The sequence below is a fragment of the Pseudomonas sp. NFXW11 genome (assembly GCF_049887815.1).
Lineage (GTDB): Bacteria > Pseudomonadota > Gammaproteobacteria > Pseudomonadales > Pseudomonadaceae > Aquipseudomonas.
In genome coordinates this window covers 214556-236711 of record NZ_JAGEKI010000009.1, presented here as the reverse complement: position 1 = coordinate 236711, position 22156 = coordinate 214556, and the positions used below count along the sequence as shown (strand labels likewise).

The following is a 22156-nucleotide window of genomic DNA, read 5'->3' as shown; positions in this document are numbered from 1 at the left end:
CGAGGCTCCATCCCACGGGAAACCCGAACTAATAACAACCCGCGAAATATAGAACCGGGACGAACGCTCGCCCCACCGCCTTGCCGTGCGTGCAATCAGCGGTGTAACTGAATGTTTCCGTCTGCTCTGCTTTTGCCTACACAAAAAACAGCGAGGAATAATCCATGCTCGAAGTCATCAACGACTTCCTCTCAGGGAAAGTACTGATCGTGCTCATCGTCGGGCTCGGCAGCTACTTCACGATCCGCTCGCGTTTCGTTCAATTGCGCCACTTCTTCCATATGTTCGCAGTGTTCCGCGACAGCCTGAAAGGCAGCGCCGGCCAGCTCAGCTCGTTCCAGGCACTGATGCTCAGCCTCGCCGGCCGCGTAGGCGCGGGCAATATCGCCGGCGTCGGCATCGCCGTGACCCTGGGTGGCCCGGGTGCAGTGTTCTGGATGTGGGTGACCGCTCTGGTCGGCATGTCCAGCAGCTTCTTCGAATGCACCCTGGCCCAGGTCTACAAGCGCGCCGACGGCGACGGCCTGTACCGCGGCGGCCCGGCCTACTACATCCAGCACGGCCTGAAGCTCAAAGGCATGGCGGTGGTGTTCTCGATCCTGCTGCTGGTCACCTACGGCTTCGCCTTCATCGGCCTGCAGTCCTACACCGTGACCCACTCGCTGCAGAACGCCTTTGACTTCAACCCGCAACACACCGGTATCGTCCTGGCGGTGCTGCTGGCCATCACCTTCATCGGCGGCATCAAGCGCATCGCCTCGGTGTCCGACCTGCTGGTGCCGATCAAGACCCTGGCCTATATCGGCGTGACCCTGTACGTGATCGGCACCCAGATCGAACAGGTACCAGCCATGCTGGAAACCATCTTCAAGAGCGCCTTCGGCCTCGACCCGGCCTTCGGCGGCCTGCTCGGCAGCGCCATCGTCATGGGCGTGAAGCGTGGCGTGTTCGCCAACGAAGCGGGCCTGGGCAGTGCGCCGAACGTCGCCGCCGTGGCCGCCGTGAAGCACCCAGGCGCCCAGGGCGTGGTCCAGGCTTTCAGCGTGTTCCTCGACACCTTCGTGATCTGCACCTGCACCGCGCTGCTGATCCTGCTGTCGGGCTTCTACACCCCGGGCTTCGAAGGTGACGGCATCGTCCTGACCCAGAACTCGCTGGCCGCCGTGGTGGGTGACTGGGGTCGCATGTTCGTCAGCGTCGCGCTGTCGCTGTTCGTCTTCACCTGCATCCTCTACAACTACTACCTGGGCGAGAACAGCCTGCAGTTTCTCACCCGCAACCGCGCTGCGCTGATGACTTTCCGCGGCCTGGTGCTGGCGCTGGTGATCTGGGGTTCGATGCAGGACCTGTCGACCGTATTTGCCTTCGCCGACATCACCATGACCTGCCTGGCCTTCGTCAACCTGATAGCCCTGGCCATGCTGTTCAAGGTCGGCATGCGGGTAATGCGCGACTACGACCAGCAGCGCCGCGCCGGCGTCGACCAGCCGGTGTTCGACTCGAGCAAGTTCGCCGACCTGGACCTGGACCTGAAGGCCTGGCCCGCCGAACCTGCGGCCACCGCCCAGGCCGAGCCGCAAGGCGTACCCGCAGCGCAACGCTGACGGGTGAACGACGGGCGCATCCCCTGCGCCCGTCGGTTACAGTGCGATAAATGTGCGAGCGGGCTGGCCCGCTCCCACAGGAACTCAGCGTTTCGGAGAATCCCATGAACCCTTCGACCTACCCTGCCGCCCAGCACGTCATGGTGCTCTACACCGGTGGCACCATCGGCATGCAAGCCAGCGCCGACGGCCTGGCCCCGGCCTCCGGTTTCGACGTGCGGATGCGCGACTACCTCGCCAGCCAGCCCGAGCTGGTGGTGCCGGCCTGGCGCTTTCGCGAGATGGCGCCGCTGATCGACAGCGCCAACATGACCCCCGATTACTGGCAGCGCCTGCGCGCAGCGGTGGTCGAGGCCGTGGACCAGGGCTGCGACAGCGTGCTGGTGCTGCACGGCACCGACACCCTGGCCTACAGCGCCGCCGCCATGAGCTTCCAACTTCTGGGGCTGCCGGCCCGGGTGCTGTTCACCGGCTCGATGCTGCCGGCCGGCGTGCCCGACAGCGACGCCTGGGAAAACCTCAGCGGCTCGCTGCTGGCCCTGGGCCAAGGCCTGGCGCCGGGGGTGCACCTGTACTTCCACGGCGAGCTGCTGGCACCGACCCGTTGCGCGAAGATCCGCAGCTTCGGCCGCCATCCCTTCGCCGCCCTGCAACGCAATGGCGGTGGCAGCAAGGCCTCGGCCATTCCTGCGGCGCTGGACTACCGCCAGGCCAAGCAACTGGCCAAGGTCGGCGTGCTGCCGCTGTTCCCCGGCATCGGCGCCGAACTGCTGGATGGCGTGCTCGCCAGCGGAATCCAGGCCCTGGTGCTGGAGTGCTTTGGCAGCGGCACCGGCCCCAGCGACAACCCGGCATTCCTGGCCAGCCTGCAGCGCGCTCGGGAGCAAGGCATCGTGGTGGTCGCGGTGACCCAGTGCCATGAAGGCGGTGTGGAGCTGGATATCTACGAAGCCGGCAGCCGCCTGCGTGGCGTGGGCGTGCTGTCCGGTGGCGGCATGACCCGGGAAGCGGCCTTCGGCAAGCTCAATGCCCTGCTGGGCGCCGGGCTGGACACCGACCAGGTGCGACGCCTGGTGGAACTGGACCTGTGCGGCGAACTGGCCTGACCCACAACCGCCCCTAGTGGCGAGCGAGCTTGCTCGCGCTGGATGGCGCAGCCAGCCCAACAGCGGCTTCCCGCCTATGCCTGACACACCGCGATAGCTGGCTTTACGGCCGCTGCGCGCCCGGGCGGGAGCCAGCTCCCTCGCCACAAACAGCACTGTCCGGCGTCGCCATCGGTGGCGCGCCGGGCGATGCAGTAGCCTCACTACAGCCCCCTGCATCGGTAGGCGGCATGCAACTTGCTCCTCTTACCGGTCTTCCCCAGGCTGGAATCTGCGCATGCTGCACTCGCACCTCACCACCCTCAATGCGGTTTCGCTGGTGCTCAACACCTTCAAGGAACAGGGCCAGCACAGTGACGCGCTGCTGGCCGGCAGCGGCATCAACGCCGCCGACCTGAGCCGCGCCGACACCCGCATCACCACCAATCAAGAGCTGCTGGTGTGCGCCAACGCGGTGGCCCTGCAACGGGATATCGGCCTGGAACTGGGGCGGCGCATGCATGTGTCGTCCTACGGCATGCTCGGCTACGCGCTGCTCACCAGTGCCACCTTAGGTGACGCTTTGCGCTTGGCGCTGCACTATCCGGCGCTGTTGGGAACACTTTTCCAGCTCAGCCTGCAAAGTGACGGCCCACGCATCTGGCTGACCGCCGCCGATTACCGCGAAAGCCCGGCCCTGGCCGCGTTCAATACCGAGTTCTGCCTGGTGTCGATGAAGGTCATCTGCGACGACTTGCTGGGGCACCCGCTGCCGCTGCTCGGGGCGCGCTTCGACTATCCGGCGCCGGACTATCAGCAGCGCTACCAAGAGCCCTTCGACTGCCCGCTGCAATTCGACGCTTGCAGCAATGCCTTCGCCTTCGACCGGCGCTGGCTCGAACAGCCCCTGCCCCTGGCGGACGTGATCACCCACCAGGCCATCGCCGAGCGCTGCCGCAAGCAGAACACCGAGTTCACCGGGCGCCAGGCCTGGCTCGGGCGCATCCGCCAGTTGCTGGCGGCGCAGCTGGATGCCGCGCCGGGGCTGGAGGGGCTGGCGCAGCAGATGAACTGCTCGGCCCGCACCTTGCGCCGCCACCTGCGGGACCTGGGTTGCAGCTATCAGGAACTGCTCGATGAGCTGCGCTTCGAGCGGGCCAAGCAGATGCTCTGCGAAGACCAGTTGCCGATCTACCAGATTGCCGAGGCCCTGGGCTTCAGCGAAACCGCGAGCTTTCGCCATGCCTTCATCCGCTGGAGCGGCGTGGCGCCCAGCCAGTTCCGCCCCTGAAAAATGCCGTTCAGCTAAGCGCCAACCCAACCTGTGGCGAGGGAGCTTGCTCCCGCCGGGTCGCGAAGCGGCCCCAAACCCATCGCCTATGCCGTCCAACACAGCCAAGGCCCTCGCCCTCGGATGAACGGCATTACGGCAGAAAACCGCCGATTGCATTACATTGCCGAACTTTCTACCGGCAAGGGACTGCAACGTTGAACTTACCCACAGGCGCCATCGCCCGGCGCATTGGCATCCGCGGGCTGTACCTGGCACTGGCGCTGCTGGCGGGCGCACCCGCCGCCCAGGCCTTCGACCTGTCGAAGATCCGCTGGTGGGAGATGCAGAGCAGCATCCTCCTGGACGACCCGGAAACCGCCACCCTGCAACTCGAGCCGTTCCCCCTGCCGGGGCTAGCTCAGGTGCCAGCGCGGGTGATCCTCAGCCAGTACCACGGGCTGTTCTATCTCAACGCCTATGAGGATGCGCAGTACCGCCAGCGGGTCTACAAATCGCCGCCCCTGCCGCTGTTCAACGCCCAGGAGCTACAGGCCTGCGAGCCGGAGCAACGCCCCATCGCGGTAACGTACAACTGGCCGAAGGGCAACCAGCTGGAATCCGCCCTGAGCCTGACCAAACTCAGCTTCGACTGCCAGAGCCCGGGCTGGCAGCTGAGCAATCGCTACCTGCTGGTGGACAGCCGCGACCCCTTGCGGCCATTGCTGGCCATCGGTCATCGCCAGGGCGAGGCACAGATCGACTTCACCCCCCAGCAACCGATCAGCCCCGAGCTCCAGCAGCAATGGCTCAAGGCCCTGCAGAAGTATCCGAAGTTGCTGGAACCCTTTGATGCCGGCACCGGCCAACTGACGGTCAAGCCCTATGCGCCCGGGCCCAGCGCGGAGCAGGCCTGGACAGAGTTCCGCCAGTTGCACGGGCAATTGCGCAGTGCCAAGGACAAGGCCCCAGGGATCGCCCGGGTGGAAGCGTTCTTCACCCGCCATGACTTTCGCGCTATCGCCCCCGAGCGGAGTACCTACCCCGGCCTGCTCAACGACATCGCCTATTGGGCCACCGAAGCCGGCCAGCTGCAGAGCGCACGGCCCTGGCTGGCGTACGTACTGCGCCGCGAGCCCAAACGCATGCCCACCTACCTGAATCTGGCGGACCTGGACTGGCGCCTGTACGAAAAGGAGCCGATGAATTCCGTGCACCTGGGGCGGGCCATGGAGAACTATCGGCTGTACTGCGGGCTGCGCCTGCAACGCCAGCTCGGGGTGCCCGCCAGGGTGAGCCAACGCCTGGGCCTGGAAGCTGCCAGCGAGCAGGCCTGCCAGGGTTCCTGGCCGCTGGTGGCAGCGGTGGATGCCGGCGACGAGGCCGAAGTCCGGCGCCTGCTGCAGAACGGCCTGCGCGGCGACGTCATCGCCGACGATGGTCGCCCGGCGCTGCTGCATGCACTGGACACCCCCAACCTGGGCATCGCCCGGCTGCTGCTGGCCCATGGTGCCCGCCCCGGCGGCCAGTACAACGGCAGCACCCAGGTGGTGCTGGCCATGCGTCGCGACCTCAGGGACAACCCGGACCTGAAGCAGGCCACACGCCTGAATTTCCTGCTGCAGGCCGGCGCCGCCATCGACGAGCAGGATGCCCGGGGCGGCACCGCACTCCAGGAAATGGCCAAGAATCGCGACGACATCGAGCGCTTCAACTGGCTGCTGCAGCACCCGCAGAACCTTAATAAGCGCAGCGGACCGGACGCCGAGACGGCACTGTTCCTGGCGCTAAGGGGCGGCAACTACGCCGCTGCCCGGCAACTGGTGGCGGCCGGTGCCAACCTCAACCTGAGCTATGGCCGCGACTTTTGCGACAAGCAGCCCATTCGCCAAAGCCTGCTGATGATCGTCGCCGAACAGGGCTCCCCCGACGTCATCAAGCCCTGGGTCAGCCAGCAAGAGAGCCTGGAGATGTTCACCCTGCTGCTGGAAAAAGGCGCCGATCCCAACGTCGGCCGCTACTGCGGGAACAACGGCTACACCTGGCTGCTGGAGATCCTCGCCCGCCGCAAGCGCGACGATATGCTCAAGGTGCTGCAAGGCTATGGGGTGCCGGCGCCCACCGCGTTTCGACTTTGAGGCGTGACGCCGAACCCGCTGCGCCGGGCCTGATACAAAGCCCGGCAGAAAACCGCCGATTGCATTACATTGCCGGGCTTTGTACCGGCAAGGGACTGCAACGTTGAACCTATTCTCAGGCGCCATCGCCCGGCGCATCGGCATTCGCGGGCTTGGCCTGGCGCTGGCACTGCTGGCTGGCGCCCCGGCGGCCCAGGCCTTCGACATGGACCTGGCCTGGATCAAATGGTCGGGCATGCGCCGCAGCTTCGTCCTCGACTACCCGGAAACCGCCACCCTGGAGCTCAAGCCGTTCCCCCTGCCGGGCCTGGCGCGGGTGCCGCTGCGGATTGTCCTGAGCCAGTACCGCGGGCTGTTCTACTTCAATGCCTATCAGGACCTGCAGTACCGGCAGCGGGTCTACAAGTCGCCACCGATGGCGCTGTTCAGCCCCAAGGAGCTGCGGGTCTGCGTGACCCCGGGTTATGACATCCAAGTCAGCGACATCTGGCCCACGAGCAATACCCTGGTCCCCGGCATCAGCCTCACGCCCCTGAGCTTCCAGTGCAAGGAGCCCTCCGAGTGGCAACTCAGCGAACGCTACCTGCTGATCGACCAGCGCGATCCACAGCACCCGCTGCTGGCCATCAGTCACCGCCAGGACCTGAGCCAGATGGAGTTCACCCCGCTGCAAGCCATCAGCGAGGAAACCGGCCAGCAGTGGTTGCAGGCCCTGGAGACATTCCCGCCGTGGTTCCGCCCCTTCACCCGCGGCAGCGGGCCGATCACCCTCAACGCCTACGTGCCGGCACCAGCCCCGAACCCGGACAGCCTCTGGAAAGAGTTCCGCGGGCTGCACGAGCAGCTGCGCACGGCCAAGGACAAACTGCCGGGCATCCGCGAGGTGGAGGACTTCTTCGTCACCCATGACTTTCGCAGCATCGCCGGCGACCGTCGGGAATACGCTGGCCTGCTGAATGACATCGCCTTCTGGGCCAGCGAGGCCGGCCAGTTGCAAACGGCCCGCCCCTGGCTCCAGGAAGTGCTGCGCCGCGACCCTGGACGCATGCCGACCTACCTCAACCTGGCGGACCTGGACTGGGCGCTGTTCGAACAGCGGCCGGGGGACAACGCCCATCAGGGCCGGGCCATCGAGGGTTATCGGGTGTATTGCGGCCTGCGCCTGCAACGCCAGATGAGCATCCCGCCCCGGGTGCTGCAGCGCCTGGGCCTGAACGCCGCCAACCCGCAGGCGTGCCAGGCCTTCTGGCCGCTGGTGGCCGCCGTGGATGCCGGCGACCAGGCCGCAGTGCAGCGCCTGCTGGCCAGCGGGATCAGCGGTGAAGTCATGGCCGAGGACGGTCGCAGCGCCCTGCTGCATGCCCTGGACACCCCGCGCCTGGACATCGCCCGGCTGCTGCTGGAGCACGGCGCCCACACCAGCGGCCTGTACAACCGGAGCACCCTGGCCACCCTGGCCATGCGCCGCGACCTCGGCGACAGCCCCGACCTGAGCCAGGGCGGGCGCCTGAAATTCCTGATCGAGGCCGGCGTCGCCATCGACGAACCCGACAGCCAGGGCGTGACGCCGCTGATGCTGATGGCCGAGCAGAAGCGCAGCCTGCAAGGCTTCACCTGGCTGCTGCAATACCCGCAGAACCTCGACCTGCGCAGCAAGGATGATGGCGAAACCGCACTGTACCGGGCCTACTCGGGCAACAACTACGTGGCCATGAAGCAGCTGATAGAGGCCGGTGCCAACCTCAACCTAAGCTACGGCCGCGGCATCTGCTACAACCAGCAGGTGGGCGAAAGCCTGCTGACGCTGGTCGCCGACAAGACCTCCGCCGACGCCCCTTCGCCCTCCGTCAGCCTGCAGGACACCCTGGACCTGTTCACCCTGCTGCTGGAGAAAGGCGCCGACCCCAATGTCGGCCAGCACTGCGAGAAAAAGGGCTACGCGATCTTGCTCGAAGCCATCGCCCGGAGAAAACGCGAGGACATGCTCAAGGTGCTGCAGCGCTTTGTGCCCGCCCCGCCCGCCAGCTGAACCCCATGGCGCCCCGCAATGGGGCGCCGCGCCTCTTTGAGGGGCGAATTTCGGTCACACACGTTGGCCAGATCAATCCCCTTTTGGCCGCTCCTGCCGTTCTCCGAATCCCTGCGCCCCGCAAGACTGTGAAGCACTGAATCAGCCTGCGGAGAACAACAATATGCTGACGATCTACTCGGACGATCACCACCTGCACCATGGCCGCTGTGAACTGATCGACGGGCAACTGATGCCCTGCTTCGAAATGCCCTCCCGGGCCGACCATGTGCTGGAGCGGGTCAAGCACCGCAACCTGGGGCCGGTCGAGGCGCCCCGGGACTTTGGCCTGGCCCCCATCGAACGCATCCACAGCCGCGCCTACCTGGAGTTCTTCCAGGGCGCCTGGGAACGCTGGGCCGCCCAGGGCATCGACGGCGACCTGCTGCCCTACACCTGGCCGGCACGCACCCTGCGCAGCGTGATTCCCAGCAGCCTGCACGGCCAGCTCGGCTACTACAGCTTCGACGGCGGCGCACCGATCACCGCCGGCACCTGGCAGGCCGCCTACAGCGCGGCGCAAGTGGCGCTCACCGCCCAGGCGGCGATCCAGCGCGGCGCCCACAGTGCCTTCGCCCTGTGCCGGCCACCGGGACACCACGCCGCTGGCGACCTGATGGGCGGCTACTGCTACCTGAACAACGCCGCCATCGCCGCCCAGGCCTTCCTCGACCAGGGCCACGCCAAGGTGGCGATCCTCGACGTCGACTACCACCACGGCAACGGCACCCAGTCGATCTTCTACGAGCGCAGCGACGTGCTCTTCACCTCGATCCACGGCCACCCGGAAGCCGAGTTTCCGTTCTTCCTGGGCTACGCCGACGAATGCGGCGAAGGTGCAGGTGAAGGCTACAACTTCAACTACCCGCTGGCCGCCGGCAGCGGCTGGGAAGTGTGGAGCGCGGCCCTGGAGCAGGCCTGCAACGAGATCCAGCGCCATGACGCCGAGGTCATCGTGGTGTCCCTGGGCGTGGACACCTTCAAGGACGACCCGATCTCCCAGTTCAAGCTCGACAGCCCGGACTACCTGGCCATGGGCAAGCGCATCGCCGCCCTCGGCAAGCCGACGCTGTTCGTGATGGAAGGCGGTTACGCAGTGGCAGAAATTGGCATCAACGCCGTCAACGTTCTCGAAGGCTTTCAAAGCGCCCAATGAGGGATTCGCAGCATGAAAAGACTCCAACGCTTGCTCCTTCCCGCCCTCTGCGCCAGCCTGCTGGGCACTGCCGCCCAGGCCGAGGAACGCACCCTGCGGGTGTACAACTGGTTCGACTACATCACCCCCAAGGCCCTGGACGACTTCAAGGCGCAGAACAGCCAGGTGAAGCTGGTGTACGACATCTTCGACACCAACGAGGCCCTGGAAGCCAAGCTGCTCACCGGCAATTCCGGGTATGACGTGGTGGTGCCGTCCAACGTGTTCCTGGCCAAGCAGATCGAGGCCGGGGTGTTCCAGCCCCTGGACCGCAGCAAGCTGCCCAACTGGAACCACCTGGACCCCAAGCTGATGAAGCTGATCGAGGCCAATGACCCGGGCAACCAGTTCGCCGTGCCCTACATGTACGGCACCATCCTGATCGGCTTCAACCCGGACAAGGTCAAGGCCGCCCTAGGCGACCAGGCACCCGTGGACAGCTGGGACCTGATCTTCAAGGAAGAGAACATCAGCAAGCTCAAGCAGTGCGGCGTGGCCCTGCTGGACTCGCCATCGGAAATCCTGCCCCTGGCCCTGCAGCACCTGGGCCTGGACCCCAACAGCAAGCAGCCGGCGGATTACGAGAAGGCTGAGGCGCTGCTGCTGAAGATCCGCCCGTACATCACCTACTTCCACTCGTCGAAGTACATGGCCGACATCGCCAATGGCGATATCTGCGTGGCGGTGGGTTATTCGGGGAGCTTCTCCCAGGCCGCCAACCGGGCCAAGGAGGCCAAGAACGGGGTAACAGTGGACATGCGCTTGCCCAAGGAAGGCGCGCCGATCTGGTTCGATATGCTGGCCATTCCCAAGGGTGCCAAGAACCCGCAAGACGCCTACACCTTTATCAACTACCTGCTGCAACCCCAGGTGATTGCCCCGGTGAGCGACTTTGTCGGTTACCCCAACCCGAACAAGGACGCCACCGAGCGGGTGGACCCTTCGATCCGCAACAACCCCAACCTGTACCCGACGGCGGCGGCCATGAGCACCCTGTACACCCTGCAGCCGCTGCCCCGTGATGCCGAGCGGGCACGGACCCGGGCCTGGACCAAGATCAAATCAGGCACCTGATCGTCCCCCTGTGGCGAGCGAGCTTGCTCGCGCTGGATGGCGCAGCCAGCCCAAGACCGGCTACCCGCTTCGGCCTGACACACCGCGATAGCCGGCTTTACGGCCGCTGCGCGCCCGAGCGGAAGCAAGCTCCCTCGCCACAAAAAAAGCACAGTCGCAACCGCCCCCTGTGGCGAGCGAGCTTGCTCGCGCTGGATGGCGCAGCCAGCCCAAGACCGGCTACCCGCTTCGGCCTGGCACACCGCGATAGCCGGTTTTACGGCCGCTGCGCGCCCGAGCGGGAGCCAGCTCCCTCGCCACAAAAAAAGCACAGTGCGCAGTCGCCCCCTGTGGCTTGCTCGCGCTGGATGGCGCAGCCAGCCCAGAAGCGGCTATCCGCTTCGGCCTGACACACCGCGTTAGCCGGTTTTACGGCCGCTGCGCGCCCGAGCGGGAGCCAGCTCCCTCACCACGACAAGGCGGGTTAGCAGCCGGTGAGGCCTTGGGCCGTGCGTTCTTCGGCGAAGAACAAGGGCCGCAGGCGCACGCCCACGCCGTTGCCGATAAAGGCCGCTACCAGCCACAGCCAGCCATGCAGGCTGCCGGAGGCAATGCCACTGAAATAGGCGCCGATGTTGCAGCCGTAGGCCAGGCGCGAACCATAGCCCAGCAGCAGCCCGCCGATCACCGCCGCCACCAGGGACCGGGTAGGGATCTTCAGGCTCGGGGCGAAGCGCCCTGCCAGCCCCGCCGCCAGCAAGGCCCCCAGCACGATGCCGATGTCCATGACGCTGGTGATGTCCTGCCACACCGGCGCCGCCAGGGCCTTGGCATTCGCCGCGCCCTGCCAGAACACCCAGCTGCCCACGTCCACCCCCAGCCCGCTGGCGACTTTCGCGCCCCACAAGGCAAAGGCCGAGGTGATGCCCCAGGGGCGACCGGCCAAGGCCAGGGTGGCGAAATTCAACAGGGCCAGGGCTACCGCGCCCCAGACCAGCGGCCAGGGCCCGCGCAGCAGCCGGCGCCAGCCTTGATGCTGGCTGCTCACGGGTGCCTCAAGGCTGCCGTAGCGGCGCTTTTCCAGGGCCTGGGTCAGCACCGCGATCAGCGCGAACAGGCACAGGCTCAGGCCCATGGCCGGGCCCACGCCGAAGCTCTGGACGATGGAGATCGGTGGCAGCGACGGCAAGGCGAACCACCAGTCCACATGATGGGTGGCGATCAGCGAACCGCAGATGAAAAACGCCAGGGTCACCAGCATCCGCGCATTGCCGCCGCCCACGGTGAACAAGGTGCCCGAGGCGCAGCCACCGCCCAGTTGCATGCCGATGCCGAAGATAAAGGCGCCGAAGATCACCGACACCCCGGCCGGCGCCACCAGCCCCACCACCGGCTGGCCAAACAGGCTGCCGGCCCCCAGTGCCGGGAAGAACAGCAACACCGCCAGCGCCAGCATGACCATCTGCGCCCGCAGGCCGGCACCGCGCCGGTCGCGGATAAACACCCGCCAGGCCGAGGTGAAGCCAAACGCCGCGTGGTAGAGGGTCAGGCCCAGGGCAGCGCCCAATAGCAGCAGCAATACCTGCCGCGCACCGACCTGGACTTGCAGGAACAGGGCCCCGGCCACCAACAGCAACAGGGCGAACAGCGGGGCAGCGAACCTGCGTTCAGGCGCCACGGAGAGGGTCTGGTTCATGAGGGTTCCCCGGTTTAAAGGGCCGCGAGTATACCCCGTCAGACCCGCCAGGCCCGACGCAGGCGGCCCAGGGCGTCCTCGATAGCCGCCTCGGGCACGGCGGCAAAGCCCAGCACCAGGCCGGCCCGGCGGTCCTCGGGCAAGGTGGTTTCGGGGAGCCAGTAGCTGCTCAGGCCATTGATCTCGACCTCCACGCCGGCGGCCTGTTCCAGCAGCTCGCGCTCCCGCGCCAGGCTGTCCACCGTCACCGTCAGGTGCAATCCGGCGGCCACCGTGGGCAAGGACCCGACACCTGCGATTGCCTGGGGCCAACCGGCCAGCAGTGTATTGCGCCGGCTCAGGGCCGCCCGGCGCATGCGGCGGATATGCCGCTGGAAATGCCCGGCGGCCATGAACTCGGCCATCACCGCCTGGGTGCTGACCTCGGAATGCCGCACATCCACCGCCCGGCGCTGGGCGAAGGGCTGCACCAGGTTCGGCGGCAGCACCAGGTAACCCAGACGCAGCGCCGGGAACGCCACCTTGCCGAAGGTGCCGACGTAGATCACCCGCCCCTGGCGGTCCAGCGCCGCCAGCGGGGCCAGGGGCGCGCCGCTGTAGCGGTACTCGCCGTCGTAGTCGTCCTCGACTATCCAGCCCTGCTTGCGCTCAGCCCAGGCCAGCAGTTCCAGGCGCCGGGCCAGGCTCATGATCACCCCCGTGGGGTACTGGTGAGAGGGGGTCACATAGGCCAGCCGGCAGTTGTCCAGTTGCTCCAGCTGGCGGCAATCGATGCCCTCCTGATCCACCGCCACACCGCGCAGTTGCCCCCCGGCCATGGCGAAGGCGTGGCCCGCAGCGCGATAGCCGGGGTTTTCCACCGCCACGGCATCCCCGGGTTCCACCAGCAACTGTGCACAAAGGCTAATGCCCTGTTGTGCACCGCAGGTGATCACAATTTGTTCAGCGGTGCATTGCAAGCCACGGGCACTGCGCAGGTAGGCGGCAATCAGGCTGCGCAGGCGTGCATCGCCAGCCGCATCGCCATAACACAGCTGATGCAGGTCCGGCTTGCGCCAGAAAGCCGCATTCAGCTTGGCCCAGACCTCGAACGGGAACAGATCGAAGGCCGGTACGCCCACCCGAAAAGCCCGCGGCGGACCACTGGGCGGGGTACTCAAATGATGCTTTTGCAGGCGCTGCAAACCGCTGCTGTGGATAACTTTACTGGATGTAATTCCAGGTAAATCCGTGGATTTTGTGGATAAACCTGTGGGTAAGCCTGTTGAAAACCCTGTGGATACTTTTGTGGATAGTTTTTTGATCGGCAACCGGGTTTCCGGCAATTGAGCCACATAGGTGCCATCGCCGACCCGGCCCTCGATAAAGCCTTCGGCATACAGCTGGTCATAGGCGCGCACCACACTGTTGCGGGAAATCCCCAGGGCCGCCGCCAGGTCGCGGCTGGCCGGCAGGCGCGTGCCGCTGGCCAGGCGGCCATCCAGCACCCGCAGGCGCAGGGCCTGATACAGCTGGCGGCTAAGGCCCTGGCGGCGATCCAGCTCGATGCCGGCAGGGTTGAAAGACAGCGGCGGCAATGCACTGTTCATCGCGCTTCACTCGGGGATTGGACCCATGAAATAGACCACAGATGGCTCTTACAACGAACCATTAGCCTGCCTAGGATGCAGCCACTCGCCAAGGATTTTTTTCATGTACCTACCCCGCGCTTTCGCCGATGAAGACCTCGCCCGCCTGCACGGCGTGATCCACGACTGCCGCCTGGCCACCCTGGTGACCTGGGGCGCGCAAGGCTTGCAGGCCAGCCATCTGCCGCTGCTGCTGAGCCCCGAGCAGGGCCCCAATGGCACCCTCTATGGGCACCTGGCCAAGGCCAACCCGCAATGCGCGGAACTGGCCGGCGGCGCGGAGGCACTGGTGATCTTCAGCGGCGCGGACGCCTACGTCAGCCCGGCGTTCTACCCGGGCAAGGCCGAGCACGGCAAAGTGGTGCCCACCTGGAACTACGTGGCGGTGCATGCCTATGGCCGCCCAGAGGTGTTCAACGACCCGCACCGCCTGCTGAACCTGGTCAGCGCCCTGACCGATCGCCACGAGGCCGGCCGCAAGCAGCCATGGAAGGTGGAAGACGCCCCCGCCGACTATATCGATGGCATGCTGCGGGCCATTGTCGGCTTCGCCCTGCCGATCCAGCGCCTGGAGGGCAAGCGCAAGCTCAGCCAGAACCGCAGCGCCGAGGACAGCGCCGGGGTGCGTGAAGGCTTGGCGGCCAGCAGCGACCTGCGTGACCGCCAGCTGGCCCAGTTGATGCCCTAGCTTTCCATCCAGAACAACAACAGGAGATTGCATGAGCCAGATCCGCCCCGTTACCGCCGCCGATAAGGCCGCCTGGCTGCCACTGTGGCAGGCCTACCTGCGCTTCTACCAAACCGAGCTGGCGGACGACGTGACCCAGAGCACCTGGCAGCGCCTGCTCGACGAGCGCGAGCCCACCCACGCCGCCCTGGCCTGGGACGGCGAGCGTGCGGTGGGCTTGGTGCATTTCATCTACCACCGCTCCAACTGGAGCATCGAGAACGCCTGCTACCTGCAGGACCTGCTGGTGGCCCCGGAGCAGCGCGGCACCGGCGTGGGCCGGCAGTTGATCGAGTTCGTCTATGCCCAGGCGAAGAAGGACGGTTGCGCCAAGGTCCATTGGCTGACCCATGAAACCAATGCCACGGCCATCCAGCTGTATGAGCGGATTGCCGAGCGCCCCGGCTTCATCCAATTCCGCAAAGCCCTTTAAGCCCTCTAGGAGCCTTCACATGTCTATCTCCCTTGCCGACTGGAAAGGCGCCCCGGCGCCTTCGGCCACGCTGCTGGAAGGGCGCTTCATCCGCCTGGAACGCCTTGACCCGGCACGCCACGGCGATCAGTTGTTCCAAGCCCTGCAAGGCCCTGGCGCCGACCCCAAGCTGTGGGACTACCTGCCTTACGGCCCCTACCCCGAACGCCCGGTGTTCGACACCTGGCTGGCGGGCCACGCGGCGGCCAGCGACCCGTATTTCTTCAGCGTGATCGACAGTGCCAGCGGCCAGGTGCAGGGCCTCATCAGCCTGATGTCGATCGTGCCGGTGCACGGCCGGATCGAGATCGGCCACGTGACCTTCGGCGCGGCCATGCAGCGCTCGCCCAAGAGCACCGAAGCAGTGTACCTGCTGGCCAGGGAAGCCTTCGCCATGGGCTACCGGCGCCTGGAGTGGAAATGCAACAACGCCAATGGCCGCTCACGCTATGCCGCGGAGCGCTTGGGCTTCAGTTTTGAAGGGGTGTTTCGCCAGCATATGGTGGCCAAGGGGCAGAACCGGGATACCGCGTGGTTCTCGATTCTCGACTCGGAATGGCCGGCCATCGCCCGGGGGTTCGAGCGGTGGCTCAGCGATGAGAACCAGAGCGGTTCGGGGCAGCTCAAGACACTGGCGGAGTGCCGCGGCTAGAGGGCTTTTTCGCCGCCCATGCCTCGCGTAAGAGCTGGCCGGGCGGCGCAAGGCTTGAAGGCCCTTTCGCCGGCAAGCCGGCTCCTACCAGTGCTGTGGTTAACCCAACTGCTGCGCCAACACCGCAATATGCTCCGGGCCGATGCCGCAGCACCCGCCGATATGACTGGCACCGCGCTGGTGCCAGTCGGCCACCCAGCGCAGGTAGCCCGGCGGGTCCAGGTCTTCGCGCAGCGGGCACAGGCCATCGTTGGCGGTGGCATCCTCGGGCTGCGGCGGGAAGGCGTTGGCGTACACGCCGATATCGATCTGCACACCCAGGCGCTCGAACGTTTCACGGGCCGCGTCCACCGCCGCCCCGATGACTTCTGGCTGGCTGCAATTGAACAGCAGGGTCTGCACCCCGAGTTCGGCCGCTACCGCCGCCGCTTCAGCCACTGTTTCACCGGAGCGCAGGCGCGGCACTTCATCGACCTCTTCGTCCTTCAGGGTGAAGGACAACCAGAACGGCTTGCCGTCCTTGGGCAGGCCACTGTGAATGGCCCGCGCCTCGACGATGGCGCTCTGGGTTTCCGCCAGCCACAGGTCGACATGGGGCGCCAGGCCCGTGACCAGCGGCTGCAGCAGCTCCGCGGCCCGTGCGGCATCGAACAGATCCGGGCGATAGGAACCGAACAGTGGCGGCAACGACCCCGCCACCCGCACCGGCTTGCCGGAAGCCTGCACCGCACGGCGCGCCAGCTCGCCGGCCAGGGCGGCCAGGGCCTGGCCTTCAGCGGCAAAGCGCTGCTCGCCGATATGGAACGGCACCACCGCGTAACTGTTGCTGGTGATCACCTGGGCCCCGCTATCGATATAGGCCGCGTGCACCGCCTGCACCGCCTCGGGCGCTTCGCTCAACGCCAGGGCCGACCACTCGGGTTGCCGGAACGGCGCACCACGGCGCTGCAGTTCACGACCCATACCGCCATCCAGAATTACCGCCTTGCCTGCGCCCATATGCTTTTCGCTCATATGCTTATGAAAATAACTCACTACCGGAGTCGTTCTTATAACTATTAAATACGCACCATTCAGTTAATAACAACTCTTTTTCAGTCAGGTTTCCGATGAATTTCAAACCCCTGCTGGCCCTCGGCCTTGGCCTTCTCGCCGCCTCTTCCCAAGCCTTCGCCGGCACCACCCTGGAGCGTATCGAGCAGAAGAAAGAGCTGGTGGGGGTGTTGATGGAAAGCTATCCGCCCTTCTCCTTCCTCAACGAGCAGAACCAGCTGGACGGCTTCGATGTCGAGGTGGCCAAGGCGGTGGCCGACAAGCTCGGGGTCAAGCTGCGCCTGGAGACACCTTCCTGGGACGTGATCGCCGCCGGCCACTGGAGCGGGCGCTACGACATCTGCATCTGCTCCATGACCCCGAGCAAGGCCCGCGCCGAAGTCTTCGACTTCCCGGTGCAGTACTACGCTTCGCCGGCGGTGATAGTGGTCAACGCCAAGGATGAGCGTATTCACGGCGCCCAGGACCTGAGCCAGAAGAAGGTCGGCCTCACCGCGGCGTCCAGCTACGAGGGCTACCTGAACAAGAACCTGGTGATCGAGGGGGCCGAGGACACCCAGCTGCAATACCCCTTCGAGAACGTGCAGATCGCCCCCTACGACACCGACAACGTGGCCTTCCAGGACCTCGGCCTGGGCCCCGGCGTGCGCCTGGATGCAATCCTTACCAACCTGGTAACCGCGCAACCGCGCCTGAACCAGGACTCGCGCTTCAAGCTGGCCGGCGAGCCGCTGTACGCCGAGCCCAACTCGGTGGCCATCGAGAAAGGCGATGCGCAGTGGAACGCCAAGGTGCGTGAGGTGTTCGCCCAGCTGAAGCAGGACGGCACCCTGAGCCGGCTCTCGCAGAAGTGGATCGGCGCCGATATCAGCCAATGACTGCCTATACACCACCCCCCGCGCCCGAGGCCGAATCGCGCTTCAGGCGCCTGCTGGGCTTTCGTACTCGCCTGTACCTGACCTGGGCGGTGTTGCTGGGGTTGTTCGCCAGCTTCTTCCTGGGGTTCGAGCTGAAGTTCTCGATCATCCTCGACAAGCTGCCGAACCTGATCGGCCTGCACCTGTCCCCCAGCGGTTTTCTCCAGGGCGCGGCGCTGACCCTGTTCCTTTGCGCCTGCTCCATGGTCGCCTCGTCGCTGCTGGGCTTTGCCACCGCGCTGGCACGGCTGTCGTCCAGCGCCGTGGGGTTCGGCATCGCCAGCTTCTATGCCTCGTTCTTTCGCGGCACGCCGCTGCTGATCCAGATCCTCTTGATCTACCTCGGCCTGCCGCAGTTGGGGGTGGTACCGGGCGCCATCACGGCCGGGATCATCGCCCTGTCGCTGAACTACGGCGCCTACCTCAGCGAGATCTTCCGCGCCGGCATCCTCGGCGTGCCCCACGGCCAGCGCCAGGCGGCCTTGGCCCTGGGCATGAGTGACCGGGTGATCTTCTGGCAGGTGACCCTGCCCCAGGCCATGCGCACCATCATTCCGCCGGCCACCAACCAGTTCATCTCGATGCTCAAGGATTCGTCGCTGATCTCGGTGATGGGGGTGTGGGAGGTGATGTTCCTGGCCCAGTCCTATGGCCGTTCCAGCTACCGCTATATCGAGATGCTGAGCACCGCGGCGCTGATCTACTGGCTGCTGTCCATCGGCCTGGAACTGATCCAGGCGCAGTTGGAAAAGCATTACGGCAAGGGCTACGCCAAGCGCGGCTGAAACCCTGGCGGCCAGTAGATAACCTGTGGCGAGGGAGCTTGCTCCCGCTGGACTGCATGGCAGGCCCATTTTTGGGGCCACTTCGCGGCCCAGCGGGAGCAAGCTCCCTCGCCACTCCTGATGTGTTTGCCGTTATGGCTGTAGCGGGCGCTCAAGCGAGTTGAGCAACGAACGGGCACGGCTGGTTTTCTGCACTTTCACCACGCCCATCTGCAAGCCGAAAGGCTTGAACACCGCGGTCAGTGACTTGAGGGTCGGGTTGCCATCACCGTGCTCGATATGGATCAGGGTGCGCAGGGAAATCCGGCACATGCGGGCGAACTGGCTCTGGTGCAGGCCCGTGACTTCGGTGCGCAGGCGTCGCACCGCATCCCCCAGGGACAGGCGGCCGGCGGCCAGTTCCTGCTGGATCTCGTCGATCAGCGCGCCTCGCTGCTCCAGGCTCATGTTCATCGCAAACCCCACTCCTTAAGGCATTGGTCCAGATCGCGCAGATGAATGCGCGGATGGTTCAGGGTCACCGCGGGCAGGCCGCTGGCGCTCAGCAGGTCGGGTAGGGCCCGCAGGCGCTCGGCGTCTTCGCGCAGCCGCGCCAGGGCAGCCTCGGGATCGGTCAGCGGCTTCAGGCTGGCGCAAACCAGGCGCCAGTCCACTTCGCCGGCCACTTCCATGCGCCCGGGCCATTTCAGGGTGCGGGTAATGCCTGCCGCGTCCATGACCCTGGGCGCCAAGTCGTAGATCGGCGCCAGCCGTACCCCCTGGTCGCTGCGGATAACCGCGAGGCTGCGGCCATGGTTGTCCGAGTTGCCGAGGATCTTGTTCAGCAGGTCGCGCCGCAGATAATCCGCCACCAGTTCGGGGATCGACGCTGCCTGGCCGGTGGCTCGCCACAGTTCGGCGAGGATGCCCAGCACCTCGGTATGGCGCATGCCCTGGCCATGCCCCACCAGCCCGGCCAGGGAATAGATCGACTCCAGCGCCAACCGCTCGACCCCTTGCGCCGATACCCGGCGGTCGAAGCGCTGCATCCATAGGCTCGGCCTGCTTGCCTCTTCCAGCGCCAGCCCCTGGACCGGAACGGTATCGATGCCCAGTTGCTGCAGGGCCCGGTAGTAGTGGAACTCGCTCCTGAGAATGTCGTCATCCTGCTGGCTGGCCGGGTTGCGCGGCAGCTTCACCCGCCAATGGGCTAGCGTGGCGCCATCGTCGAGCAACACGTCGGGGTAGAACAGGCCATCACGGCCCTGGCTCAGCAGCAGGTCATTGGCCGCGCCCCCCAGGGCCACGCGCTGCTCCTGGGCATATTCGAGAAAGCGATTGTCGAGCTGGCTCACCTGCTCCCGGGAGAAACCCCGCAGTGGCCTGCGCCCCAATGCCGCCAGCGATTCCTTGATCCGCAGGTTGCCCAGCGGCGCGGCGCCGCAGCGAGCCAGCAGAAACAACTCGGCGCTGACGCCGTCCGGCCGTTCGTGACCGATCTGTTCCAGGGCAGAACCTGCGGCGGCGCCTGTGGGGGTCAGGTCATAGAGAAAGGCCGGGGCCCGCTCTTCCCGCCAGGGCTCCCAACCCAGGGGCACCAGGGCACTGACCGAACGGGCCAGCGGGCTGCCAACGGCTTCGAGGTTGTGCACCAGGTATTGCTGCACATAACCGAAGTGGCAGGGGCTGGCGAAGCCCGCTTCGGGCCGCTCGAACGCCAGGGTCATGGCATCGCTCCAGGCCCCTGCGTGATGGATTTGTAAGGTCAGCCGCAACACTGAAACACCTGCATTTTAATACACATATTAATATTCAATATTCTATTTAATGTATTTTAATGCATTAACAACCAAACTCTACCTATCAGAATGCAGTAAAAAGCATTTTATTTTCTCAACCCTCCCCCCCTTTACCGCACAAATTGCAGGCAAAAAAAGGGAGGCCGTAGCCCCCCCGAGGTAAACAGTTGCAGATGAAGGCCTGAACTCAGCCCTCGATCTCGATCAGGATCTCGCCCGGGTTGACCCGGTCGCCCTTGGCCACGTGAATGGCCACGACCTTGCCGGCAATGGCCGCCTGGACTTCGGTCTCCATCTTCATGGCTTCAGTGATCAGTACCGCCTGACCTTCCTTGACCACGTCGCCTTCCTTGACCAGCACGTCGACGATATTGCCCGGCATGGCGGTGCTCACATGGCCCGGCTCGCTGGCTTGCTTGCGCTTGCTGCTGCCGCCGCCGACGAATTCGTTGAGCGGCTCGAACACCACCTCTTCCGGCATGCCGTCGATGGACAGGTAGAAGTGACGCTTGCCTTCGGCCTTGACCCCTACGCCGGTGATATCGACGCGGTAGGTTTCACCGTGCACGTCGATGACGAACTCGGTCGGCACGCCCTCGCCGCCCGGCTTGCTGACGCCGCCCGCCTCGGGAATCGGCAGCAGCGCTTCCGGCACCAGGGTGCCGGCCTCGCGCTCTTCGAGGAACTTGCGCCCGATGTCCGGGAACATGGCGTAGGTCAGCACGTCTTCTTCGCTATGGGCCAGGGCGCCGATTTCGCCGCGCAGCTTGGTCATTTCCGGCTTCAGCAGGTCGGCCGGGCGCACGTCGATCACCTCTTCGTTGCCGATGGCCTGGCGCCGCAGTTGCTCGTCCACCTGGCCCGGCGCCTTGCCGTAGCCGCCTTGCAGGTAGAGCTTCACTTCGTTGGTGATGGTCTTGTAGCGCTCGCCGGCCAGCACGTTGAAGAACGCCTGGGTACCGACGATCTGCGAGGTCGGGGTCACCAGCGGCGGGTAGCCCAGGTCGTGGCGCACCCGCGGGATCTCGGCCAGCACTTCGTTCATGCGGTTCAACGCGCCCTGCTCTTTCAGCTGGTTGGCCAGGTTGGAAATCATCCCGCCGGGCACCTGGTTGACCTGCACCCGGGTGTCCACTGCGGTGAACTCGCTTTCGAACTGGTGGTACTTCTTGCGCACCGCGTAGAAGTACAGGCCGATTTCCTGCAGCAGCTCCAGGTCCAGGCCGGTGTCGAATTCGCTGCCTTTAAGGGCCGCGACCATGGACTCGGTGCCCGGGTGGCTGGTGCCCCAGGCGAAGCTGGAGATGGCGGTGTCGATATGGTCGGCGCCGTTCTCGATGGCCTTGAGCTGGCACATCGCGGCCAGGCCGGCAGTGTCGTGGGAGTGGATGAATACCGGCAGCGACTGCTCGGCCTTCAGCGCCTTGACCAGCTCGCCGGTGGCGTAGGGGGTCAGCAGGCCGGCCATGTCCTTGATCGCGATGGAGTCGCAGCCCATGGCTTCCATCTGCTTGGCCTGGGCCACGAAGGCCTCGATAGTGTGCACCGGGCTGGTGGTGTAGGCGATGGTGCCCTGGGCATGCTTGCCCGCGGCCTTTACCGCTTCGATGGCCACCCGCAGGTTACGCACGTCGTTCATGGCGTCGAAGATGCGGAACACATCGATGCCATTGACCGCCGCCTTGGCCACGAACGCCTTGACCACGTCGTCGCTGTAATGCCGATAGCCCAGCAGGTTCTGCCCGCGCAGGAGCATTTGCAGGCGGGTGTTGGGCAGCGCCGCGCGCAGTTTGCGCAGGCGCTCCCAGGGGTCTTCCTTGAGGAAGCGCACGCAGGCGTCGAAGGTGGCGCCGCCCCAGACTTCCAGGGACCAGTAGCCGACTTTGTCGAGCTTGTCGCAGATCGGCAGCATGTCGTCGGTGCGCATGCGGGTCGCCAGTAGCGATTGGTGGGCGTCGCGCAGGATGGTGTCGGTAACGAAGATCTTTTTAGTCATTGGTATCTCCTCATAGCGGCGAGCTTCAAGCTACAAGCT

18 protein-coding genes are annotated in these 22156 nt (G+C 65.6%); 12 read left to right on the top strand and 6 right to left on the bottom strand.

Features of this window, described 5'->3' with window-relative positions:
* Positions 1-164: 164 nt before the first annotated feature.
* From J4P02_RS16465 to J4P02_RS16435, 7 genes are all read left to right on the top strand, one after another.
* A complete protein-coding gene (locus J4P02_RS16465; protein ID WP_426192076.1) occupies positions 165-1604 on the top strand; it encodes an alanine/glycine:cation symporter family protein in 1440 nt (479 codons plus the stop codon).
* A gap of 104 nt (positions 1605-1708) precedes the next feature.
* Positions 1709-2710: an asparaginase gene (locus J4P02_RS16460; RefSeq protein WP_426192074.1), complete on the top strand. Its 1002-nt coding sequence runs from the start codon at positions 1709-1711 to the stop codon at positions 2708-2710.
* Positions 2711-2987: 277 nt separating this feature from the next.
* Positions 2988-3980: an AraC family transcriptional regulator gene (locus J4P02_RS16455; protein ID WP_426192072.1), complete on the top strand. Its 993-nt coding sequence runs from the start codon at positions 2988-2990 to the stop codon at positions 3978-3980.
* Positions 3981-4177: 197 nt separating this feature from the next.
* Positions 4178-6097: an ankyrin repeat domain-containing protein gene (locus J4P02_RS16450; RefSeq protein ID WP_426192070.1), complete on the top strand. Its 1920-nt coding sequence runs from the start codon at positions 4178-4180 to the stop codon at positions 6095-6097.
* 103 nt (positions 6098-6200) lie between these two features.
* The gene (locus J4P02_RS16445) at positions 6201-8126 is read left to right on the top strand and encodes an ankyrin repeat domain-containing protein (RefSeq protein ID WP_426192068.1); all 1926 of its coding nucleotides are present in this window, start codon (positions 6201-6203) and stop codon (positions 8124-8126) included.
* Between the two features lie 163 nt (positions 8127-8289).
* Positions 8290-9321 carry a histone deacetylase family protein gene (locus tag J4P02_RS16440; protein ID WP_426192066.1) on the top strand — a complete coding sequence of 344 codons (1032 nt, stop codon included), beginning with the start codon at positions 8290-8292 and terminating at the stop codon, positions 9319-9321.
* Between the two features lie 12 nt (positions 9322-9333).
* Positions 9334-10434: a polyamine ABC transporter substrate-binding protein gene (locus tag J4P02_RS16435; protein WP_426192064.1), complete on the top strand. Its 1101-nt coding sequence runs from the start codon at positions 9334-9336 to the stop codon at positions 10432-10434.
* A gap of 463 nt (positions 10435-10897) precedes the next feature.
* Here the strand turns inward: J4P02_RS16435 and J4P02_RS16430 are convergent, their stop codons facing one another.
* Positions 10898-12109 carry a YeeE/YedE family protein gene (locus J4P02_RS16430; RefSeq protein WP_426192062.1) on the bottom strand — a complete coding sequence of 404 codons (1212 nt, stop codon included), beginning with the start codon at positions 12107-12109 and terminating at the stop codon, positions 10898-10900.
* Positions 12110-12147: 38 nt separating this feature from the next.
* Positions 12148-13698 (bottom strand): PLP-dependent aminotransferase family protein, encoded by a 1551-nt coding sequence (locus tag J4P02_RS16425; RefSeq protein ID WP_426192060.1) that lies wholly within the window; start codon positions 13696-13698, stop codon positions 12148-12150.
* A gap of 103 nt (positions 13699-13801) precedes the next feature.
* Between J4P02_RS16425 and J4P02_RS16420 the strand changes: the two genes are divergently transcribed.
* From J4P02_RS16420 to J4P02_RS16410, 3 genes are read left to right on the top strand one after another with little or no spacing between them, the layout of a single operon-like run.
* On the top strand, positions 13802-14425 hold the full coding sequence (locus J4P02_RS16420) for an FMN-binding negative transcriptional regulator (RefSeq protein WP_426192058.1): 624 nt from the start codon (positions 13802-13804) through the stop codon (positions 14423-14425).
* Between the two features lie 31 nt (positions 14426-14456).
* Entirely contained in the window at positions 14457-14897 is a 441-nt protein-coding gene (locus J4P02_RS16415; protein ID WP_426192056.1) for a GNAT family N-acetyltransferase, read from the top strand.
* A 19-nt stretch (positions 14898-14916) separates the two neighbouring features.
* Entirely contained in the window at positions 14917-15588 is a 672-nt protein-coding gene (locus J4P02_RS16410) for a GNAT family N-acetyltransferase (RefSeq protein WP_426192054.1), read from the top strand.
* 99 nt (positions 15589-15687) lie between these two features.
* Here the strand turns inward: J4P02_RS16410 and J4P02_RS16405 are convergent, their stop codons facing one another.
* Positions 15688-16587: a homocysteine S-methyltransferase family protein gene (locus J4P02_RS16405; protein WP_426192052.1), complete on the bottom strand. Its 900-nt coding sequence runs from the start codon at positions 16585-16587 to the stop codon at positions 15688-15690.
* Positions 16588-16697: 110 nt separating this feature from the next.
* Between J4P02_RS16405 and J4P02_RS16400 the strand changes: the two genes are divergently transcribed.
* Both J4P02_RS16400 and J4P02_RS16395 read left to right on the top strand, forming a co-directional pair.
* Positions 16698-17519, top strand: a complete 822-nt coding sequence (locus J4P02_RS16400; RefSeq protein WP_426192050.1) for an ABC transporter substrate-binding protein — start codon at positions 16698-16700, stop codon at positions 17517-17519.
* Positions 17516-18343 (top strand): amino acid ABC transporter permease, encoded by an 828-nt coding sequence (locus tag J4P02_RS16395; RefSeq protein WP_426192048.1) that lies wholly within the window; start codon positions 17516-17518, stop codon positions 18341-18343. Before J4P02_RS16400 ends, J4P02_RS16395 begins: the two co-directional genes overlap by 4 nt.
* Positions 18344-18475: 132 nt before the next feature.
* Here J4P02_RS16395 and J4P02_RS16390 read toward each other — a convergent pair whose 3' ends face one another.
* From J4P02_RS16390 to oadA, 3 genes are all read right to left on the bottom strand, one after another.
* Positions 18476-18796, bottom strand: coding sequence for a helix-turn-helix domain-containing protein (locus J4P02_RS16390; protein ID WP_426192046.1), 321 nt, complete (start codon positions 18794-18796; stop codon positions 18476-18478).
* On the bottom strand, positions 18793-20049 hold the full coding sequence (locus tag J4P02_RS16385; RefSeq protein WP_426192044.1) for a type II toxin-antitoxin system HipA family toxin: 1257 nt from the start codon (positions 20047-20049) through the stop codon (positions 18793-18795). The genes J4P02_RS16390 and J4P02_RS16385 overlap by 4 nt, the downstream gene beginning before the upstream one ends.
* A 259-nt stretch (positions 20050-20308) precedes the next feature.
* A complete protein-coding gene (gene oadA, locus J4P02_RS16380; protein WP_426192042.1) occupies positions 20309-22117 on the bottom strand; it encodes a sodium-extruding oxaloacetate decarboxylase subunit alpha in 1809 nt (602 codons plus the stop codon).
* Positions 22118-22156: the final 39 nt, after the last annotated feature.